Below are 8,164 nucleotides of genomic sequence, written 5' to 3'. Positions count from 1 at the left end.
TTCACTTTCTCCATACAAGCTATCTGATAGAACTCCTTTAATCTCAAAACCTAATTCCACTATTTTCATGAAGTTCCTTGAATGCCTCATAACTTCTAACATCTGAAAATAGATTTCTATAGAAATCGCAATATTTATCAAAGGTAGTGGGGATTAGGAAGATCATCAAAAGCAGCGCTCCCCACCGAGACTTATAACCCACGAGGATCGATATTGCGCCAATCAACTCAAATAGAATGGCAAAAATTAAGAAGAATTCTGGGACAGGAATTCCTTTGGACGCTATCACTGATGCAGTGCCACTAAAGCCAAGAATTTTCTGAATCCCAGATCTGAGAAAAATAGCCACCAGAAATGCTCGTCCTGCAAGTAATGAGAAATTTTCCATTTTTTCCATGGTAGACCTATATCCTTTTACTCAGATGCTTACATCAATTGCTCCTTGAGAAGCAAGGAGCTGAGAACCCCTTGTTAACTGGAAAATTACTTGCCTTTAGACTGTGTTTAACCCAAATAGGGGGCACTGCCCCCTATACCTGATTTTAAGCGATTACCCACTTTGACTCAGAAATCATAGAAAAACTACTTCGTTTCCGAGAACTCAGCATCAATTACATCATCATCAGGACCATTAGAACCGGCATCACCTCCAGGAGGGGGAGCATCAGCACCCGGTGCACCAGCTTCATCACCGCCAGCCTGTTGATAGACACTGCTACCAATAGCATAGAGGGTTTGTTGCAGTTCAGTGGTCAGGGATTGGATGCTCTCATCCTCTTCCTTGCTGATCGCCTCACGCAAGTCTTTAACCAAACCTTCGACCTTGGTTTTATCTTCTGCGGGAACCTTATCACCGAGTTCCTCCATCTGCTTCTCAGCTTGATAGCAGAGTTGATCCCCTTGGTTCTTGCGATCGATTTTCTCGCGCCGCTCCTTATCCGCATCGGCATTCGCTTCTGCTTCTTTCACCATCCGATCGACTTCCCGCTCATCGAGTGTCGAAGCTCCGGTAATACTAATCGACTGAGCCTTACCCGTTCCCTTATCCTTAGCTGTCACATTCAAGATACCATTGGCATCAATATCAAATGTCACCTCAATTTGGGGAACACCACGGGGAGCCGCCGGAATACCATCCAAGCGGAAGGTTCCCAAGCTCTTGTTGTCAGTTGACATTTCCCGCTCCCCTTGCAGAACATGAATTTCTACATTGGTTTGACCATCAACTGCGGTAGAGAAGGTTTCCGATTTCTTGGTAGGAATAGTCGTGTTACGGGGAATAATCTTGGTCATTACACCACCGAGGGTTTCCACTCCAAGGGACAGGGGAGTTACGTCCAGCAGCAGAATATCTTTAACTTCCCCAGCCAATACCCCAGCTTGAATGGCAGCGCCAACAGCCACCACTTCATCGGGGTTTACGGTTTGGTTGGGTTCCTTACCAAGGGTTTTCTTCACCACTTCTCCAACCGCAGGCATCCGAGTGGAACCTCCAACCAGTACCACTTCATCAATGGCAGATTTATCCAGTTTGGCATCCTTGAGGGCTGTTTCTACAGGGATGGCGCAGCGCTTAATCAGGTCTCCACATAAATCTTCAAATTTACCCCGTGTTAGAGTCAAGTCTAAATGTTTGGGGCCCTCTTGGGTAGCGGTAATAAAGGGTAGGTTAATTTCTGCTTGAGTAACGCTGGAGAGTTCAATTTTAGCTTTCTCAGCCGCTTCGGTTAACCGTTGCAGGGCTTGTTTATCCTTACGCAGGTCAATCCCCTCGGTTTTCTGGAATTCTGCAGCCAGATAATCAACAATTTTCTTATCGAAGTCATCCCCACCCAGGTGAGTATCTCCAGAGGTGGATAAGACTTCAAATACACCGTCGCCTACTTCTAGGATCGATACGTCGAAGGTTCCCCCCCCTAAGTCAAAGACGAGAATGGTTTCATTGCTCTTTTTGTCTAATCCATAAGCTAGGGATGCGGCTGTGGGTTCGTTGATAATCCGCAGGACTTCAACTCCAGCAATTTTACCTGCGTCTTTGGTGGCTTGCCGTTGGGAGTCGTTGAAGTAAGCGGGAACGGTAATGACGGCTTGGGTGACGGTTTCGCCGAGGTATTTGCTGGCATCATCGACGAGTTTACGCAGGACTTGGGCGGAGATTTCTTCGGGGGCAAATTTTTTGTCGGCAGCAGGACAGTTGAGTTTGACGTTGTTGCCTTCTTTGATGACTTCGTAGGAAACTTCGGTGGATTCGGTTCCGACTTCGTCGTAGCGCCGGCCGATGAATCGCTTGACGGAATAGAAGGTATTTTGGGCGTTCATTACGGCTTGCCGTTTGGCAATTTGTCCGACGAGGCGATCGCCATTTTTAGCATAAGCAACGACAGAAGGAGTGGTGCGTCCACCTTCTGCGTTAGCAATAACAGTGGGTTTTCCCCCTTCCATTACTGCCACACAAGAGTTTGTTGTTCCTAAGTCAATTCCAACTACTTTAGCCATAAGAGTTTTTGCACTCCAACTTTACTAACTACTAAGGATTCCGGCCTGGGCCTGAGAGCGCTCTATAAATCTTTTGCTTTGAGGATGGGCCGTTCTCAGTATAAAGACCTCTTGCCCTATACTGAGGGGGGTTTGCCCTTGCGATGAAGGGCGGTTTACCGAACCTGGGGAGCAGTTGCACTTAAGCTGCCCAAGGGTCTTCGTCTAAACTGACGGGTGTTTCTAAGGGGGTGGGTTCGGGTTGAGAGAGAGTCGATTTACCCAAGGTGATTTTGACCGGTTGGGGTTTTTGCTTTTTGGGCAGGTTCAGAGTCAGGATGCCGTGCTTTAATTGGCTCTCGATGCGATCGCGCTCAATGGCAAACGGTAGAGCTACAGAGCGCCGAAATTGCCCATACTTCACTTCAGAATAGAGAGCAACCGAGTCAGAACGAAGATGACGAGTCCATTGCACGGTTAGGGTTTTTTCTGTTGCTTCAATATCGAGATCTTTGGCTTGAATTCCCGGTGCTTCAACGTGCAGCATCAGACCTTCGGATGTGATTTGCCAGGCGATCGCCGGTTGATAGAGTGTTTTTTGTTCCATCGGTTGGACATGCATCATCGCGATCATAGTTACCCTCCTGTTGACCTTGGGTAAGTGATTTATACTGCTCTTATCCTAAAGGTTGGAACCCTTTGACACAGGAGGGCAAACCGTATCAAACCTGGTGAATTTTCACCCAATTTAGGTCATAGACTTGTTGTAGAAGACCGGCACAAAGTAATAGGCAATAGGCACGAATGGCAATCATCATCAGAACCTAGAATTACTGCATTACTCTTTATTCCCTACCCACTAGCGTTTTCTCTTGAATTCTTCAAAACCAGTCTCTCCAACTCGATCCAGTTTTTCCCGTCATTACCCATAAAATGGCCCTTGCCCCATCCCGAAAAACTTTTTCCATCGGTTCTGGTGCTCGTCCAGAAGGTACAGATAAAGGTTTATATTCAATCCCCCGACTGCCAAACACAATTTGGCCAATGACTTGAGCGCGGCGCATATGATCGTCTGAAGTAATTAAATAAACACTATCAATTCCCCTAGCCTTAAACTCATCGACTAAAGTCGTGAAATTCGTCACCGTATCCACCGCTTCATAATCTAAATGGAGTCGCCGCAAACTAATCCCCGCTTCCGCAAATAGCCATTGTGCATATTCTGGATTACTTCCCCCAGAAATCCAGATATCCAAATGACTATGCTGGCGAGCAAAATCAGCCGCAAACTGTTCCCGGACTACCGAACCTCCCAAGACTAAAATCGCGTCAGGTTCTTGAAAATAACTCCTAATTCCTTTGTAGGCAAATGAGAGCATTGTTAACAGGAGAGCCAATTTCAAAAACAATTTTTTCCTCTGATGACGAGGTTTAAGCATAGATTGGGAAACTGAAAGAGGGTCATTCATGGGGAAAGTTTTATCAATGCCATTGAATCATGCACTAGAGTGTATCTCTGGGCATCACTGATGCTAGAGATCGCCGACATCAATCGTACCGATTGCGCCACTCAAGTGCAAGTTGCACCTTTCTTTGTTCAAACTTACTCCCCATTGATCGGGATTAGCCTCAAGATCCATACGTCTCATATCGATCGCGCGCCTTTGTGCAGTACACCACGATACAATAAATCCAGAAACTTAAGTCTTGCTTCACTATACGCTTGTCTGATTCAACACCCTTTAATATCTTTTACTGTGAATCCAACCCTTTACCAACTCAATATCCGTCTGCGGCTCCATAATCTCTCCCAAGAATTAAACCATCCAGCCACCCTCAACGATATTCCCGATCGCGAACTCGATCGATGGGCGAAGCTAGGGTTTGATTGGATTTATGCCTTAGGAATCTGGGAAACGGGAACCCTAGGACGAGAAGTCTCGCGCACCAACCCCGACTGGGTAAGGGAATATAAAGAACTCCTGCCCGATCTAACCGAGAGCGATATTTGTGGCTCTTGTTTTGCGATCAAAGCCTATCAACTGCATCCCAGCTTTGGCGATTCATCTGCTCTGAAAGAATTTGGCGATCGCCTCCATCAACGGGGTCTCAAACTGATGCTCGATTTTGTCCCCAACCACACTGCCCCCGATCATCCCTGGGTACAAGAGCATCCGGATTTCTATATCCAAGGAAGCCCAGAAGATCGCCAACGAGAACCCCAAAACTACACGGAAATTCCTCACCAAGGCATCTTCGCCCATGGTCGAGACCCCTACTTTACCGGTTGGCCGGATACCTTACAACTCAACTATGGTCACCCTGCAGTCTTAACAGCTATGACCGATGAATTACTCTCCATTGCCCAAGTCTGTGATGGAGTACGCTGTGACATGGCCATGTTAATCCTGCCAGACATTTTTCATCGTACTTGGGGCATTATTGCCCACTCCTTTTGGCCCTCAGCCATCCAGACCGTAAAACAACAACACCCCACCTTTACCTTCATGGCGGAAGTCTATTGGGGTTTAGAATGGACGCTGCAACAACAAGGCTTTGATTATACCTACGACAAGCGCCTCTACGATCGCCTCCATAGCCAACAAGCCCATCCCGTCCGCGAACATTTTAGTGCCTCCTTAGACTATCAAGAGCGCTCTGTACGCTTCCTGGAAAACCATGATGAACCCCGCGCTGCGGGCACATTTCCCTTGGGCAGTCATCAAGCAGCGGCTCTGTTGACCTATTTGTGTCCTGGACTCCGATTTTTCCACCATGGGCAGTTGCAAGGATGGACACAAAAAGTTTCTATCCATCTGTGTCGCAGTGCTAAACAAGTCTCCAATCCTGCTTTAGAACACTTCTATGAGCAACTGCTACAATCCTTGTCTCATCCTGTACTGCGGGAAGGGAACTGGCAGCTCTTGGACTGCTCTCCTGCATGGGAATATAACGGCACTTGGGCTAATTTTATTGCCTTTGGTTGGCACAACGATCGCCATGAACGGGTGTTGGTTGTAGTGAATTATGCACCCTATCCCGGACAATGCTATGTCCATATTCCCTGGGATTGGCAACCGGTTTCCTATGCTCTTCAAGATTTAATCAGCACCGCCTATTATGAACGACAAGGGGAGGAGTTATCCAGCCAAGGACTCTATTTAGATATTGCCGCTTGGAAAGGCCATGTTTTCGGGATTTCGGCGATCGCCGGTTAATCCTATGGATCGGTATCTGTTTCTCCTTCAGCCAAGCCGAGCAAGCCATTATCTGGGATCGGCTCAGATTTAGCAGATTATCTTCTCACTTACTCCCTTAAACTCTAGTTTTTGTACTTCTCTCTGAATAAGGTAAAATACAAGCCAATCCCCCACCTCACCGAAAAAAACAATTTTCATATCGTGGGATACGGGGTTAACTTTGCTCTGTTAATTCACTTATTGATAATGGCTAAATCTAAAAAAACAACCTCACCTTTAAATCTCAAAGATGCCCAATACTACTTAAATCGAGAACTCAGTTGGCTGGAGTTTAACAAACGAGTTTTACATGAAGCACTGGATCTGCGGACTCCCTTATTAGAGCAATTAAAATTCCTCGCGATTGTCAGCAGTAATCTTGATGAGTTTTTTATGGTAAGAATTGCTGGATTGAAAAAACAAGTAGAAGCAGAGGTTCATAAATTAACTCCCGATGGGCGCACTCCAGAACAACAACTCCTAGAGATTAGTCAACAATTACATCCAACAGTTGAAAAACAACATCAACATTTTCACCAAGTTCTTAAACCCAAATTGATTGAAGAAGGGATTTATTTGGTTGATTATATTGACCTCACTCCAGACCAACGCCTCTATTACCAAAATTATTTTGAAAAGCAGATTTTTCCCGTTTTAACCCCTCTAGCCGTCGATCCTAGCCATCCTTTCCCTTATATTTCTAACCGTAGCCTCAATTTAGCGGTTTTAGTCAATGACCCAAAAACCGATGAAGATCATTTTGCTCGGGTCAAAGTTCCGAGGGCACTGGCTCGTTTTTTAGCCTTACCTCCTGAGTTATATCATTCTTCAGAAGATCCCGCTAAAATTCGTTGGATGGGTGTTCCATTAGAACAAATTATTGCCCATAATCTAGACCCTTTATTTCCGGGGATGAATATCCAAGAATATTATCCTTTCCGGATTACTCGCAATGCGGATCTATCAGTACAAGAAGATGAAGCCGATGATTTACTGCTGGCGATGGAACAGGAATTGCGTAAACGTCGCATTGGTGGATTAATCGTGCGAATGGAAATTATGGTCAATACGCCACCTAAAATTCGCGAGAGGTTAATCCAGGAAATGAGTTTAAAAGAAGAGGATGTTTATGAAGTTGAGGGTTTAGTCGGTCTAGGGGATTTAATGAGTTTCATGGGGCTTCCTTTACCTCATCTTAAAGATCCAGAATGGTCTCCTATCGTCCCCCATTATTTTCAGGGACTCAGATCCCTACAAACCGATCCTTTTTCTGAGGATCAAGAGGAAGGGATTAGTATTTTTGAGTTGATTCGCGAGCGCGATTTGTTTTTCCATCATCCCTATGATTCTTTTGCTTCTACGGTACAACGGTTTATTACAGAAGCGGCCTACGATCCGAAAGTGCTGGCGATCAAAATGACGTTGTATCGAACCTCTGGAGATTCTCCGATTGTGAAGGCTTTGATTGCAGCGGCGGAAAATGGGAAGCAAGTGGTGGCTTTAGTGGAATTAAAGGCTCGATTTGATGAAGAGAATAATATTCAATGGGCCAGAACCCTAGAGAGTGCTGGGGTGCATGTGGTGTATGGGTTGGTGGGATTGAAAACCCATACGAAGGTGGTGATGGTGGTGCGTCGGGATTCGGATCAGATGCGGCGCTATGTGCATGTTGGCACGGGTAATTACAATCCCAAAACAGCAAAACTCTATACGGATTTGGGCATTTTGTCTTGCCATGATGAGCTAGGAGCAGATTTGACGGATTTGTTTAATTTCTTGACCGGATATTCTCGACAACGATCTTATCGTAAGTTGTTGGTGGCTCCGGTGAGTTTGCGATCGCGGATGATGGAGTTGATTGAACGGGAAATTGAACATGCTCGCAATGGTCATCATGCTCGGATTGTGGCGAAAATGAACTCTTTAGTCGATCCTAAAATGATTGCTGCCCTCTATGAAGCATCTCAGGCGGGTGTACAAATCGATCTGATTGTCCGGGGAATGTGTTGTTTACGACCGGGAATTCCAGGGGTGAGCGAGACCATCCGCGTGATTAGTATTGTAGGTCGCTTTTTAGAACATGCTCGAATCTTTTACTTCCACAACCAGGGCGCTGAAGAGTCCTATATTGGTAGTGCGGATTGGATGCCTCGTAATCTCGATCGACGGGTGGAGGCGGTTACCCCCATTGATGATCCAGAGATCCAAAAAGATGTGCAAGAGATTTTAGGGGTTATGCTTGCCGATAACCGTCATGCTTGGGAACTTCAGTCTGATGGAACCTATCTCCAATGCCAACCTCCCGAAAATGCTGAACCTCAAAGTTCGCAAGATATTTTTATGAAAATGTCTGAAGTAGGCCGAAAAGGGGACTTGCATACCCTTTAGGATTTCGATCGCCGTCTGTTCTAGGCTCTTCCACTCCATTAGATCCCTGGTAAATTGAAAAA

At 45.9% G+C, this 8,164-nt stretch carries 6 protein-coding genes; 2 read left to right on the top strand and 4 right to left on the bottom strand.

The features are described 5' to 3' along the window. Positions 1-43 precede the first annotated feature (43 nt). From J7545_RS11700 to J7545_RS11685, 4 genes are all read right to left on the bottom strand, one after another. A complete protein-coding gene (locus J7545_RS11700) occupies positions 44-397 on the bottom strand; it encodes a DoxX family protein (protein ID WP_318699231.1) in 354 nt (117 codons plus the stop codon). A 185-nt stretch (positions 398-582) separates the two neighbouring features. Next, positions 583-2,496: a molecular chaperone DnaK gene (gene dnaK / locus J7545_RS11695; protein ID WP_318699230.1), complete on the bottom strand. Its 1,914-nt coding sequence runs from the start codon at positions 2,494-2,496 to the stop codon at positions 583-585. Between the two features lie 181 nt (positions 2,497-2,677). Beyond that, positions 2,678-3,109 carry an Hsp20/alpha crystallin family protein gene (locus tag J7545_RS11690; protein WP_318699229.1) on the bottom strand — a complete coding sequence of 144 codons (432 nt, stop codon included), beginning with the start codon at positions 3,107-3,109 and terminating at the stop codon, positions 2,678-2,680. Positions 3,110-3,356: 247 nt separating this feature from the next. After that, complete coding sequence (locus tag J7545_RS11685) at positions 3,357-3,914, bottom strand: YdcF family protein (RefSeq protein ID WP_413038638.1); 558 nt, start codon at positions 3,912-3,914, stop codon at positions 3,357-3,359. Between the two features lie 318 nt (positions 3,915-4,232). On the opposite strand from J7545_RS11685, the gene J7545_RS11680 reads away from it, so the two are divergent. Together J7545_RS11680 and ppk1 are read left to right on the top strand one after the other, a co-directional pair. Beyond that, the gene (locus J7545_RS11680) at positions 4,233-5,693 is read left to right on the top strand and encodes an alpha-amylase family glycosyl hydrolase (protein WP_318719586.1); all 1,461 of its coding nucleotides are present in this window, start codon (positions 4,233-4,235) and stop codon (positions 5,691-5,693) included. Between the two features lie 228 nt (positions 5,694-5,921). Next, positions 5,922-8,102, top strand: coding sequence for a polyphosphate kinase 1 (ppk1, locus tag J7545_RS11675; RefSeq protein ID WP_318699226.1), 2,181 nt, complete (start codon positions 5,922-5,924; stop codon positions 8,100-8,102). Positions 8,103-8,164 lie beyond the last annotated feature (62 nt).

The organism is Roseofilum sp. SBFL, from assembly GCF_017746885.1.
Classification (GTDB): domain Bacteria; phylum Cyanobacteriota; class Cyanobacteriia; order Cyanobacteriales; family Desertifilaceae; genus Roseofilum.
The sequence above is the reverse complement of the archived record's forward strand: the minus strand, read 5'-3'. Positions and strand labels throughout refer to the sequence as shown.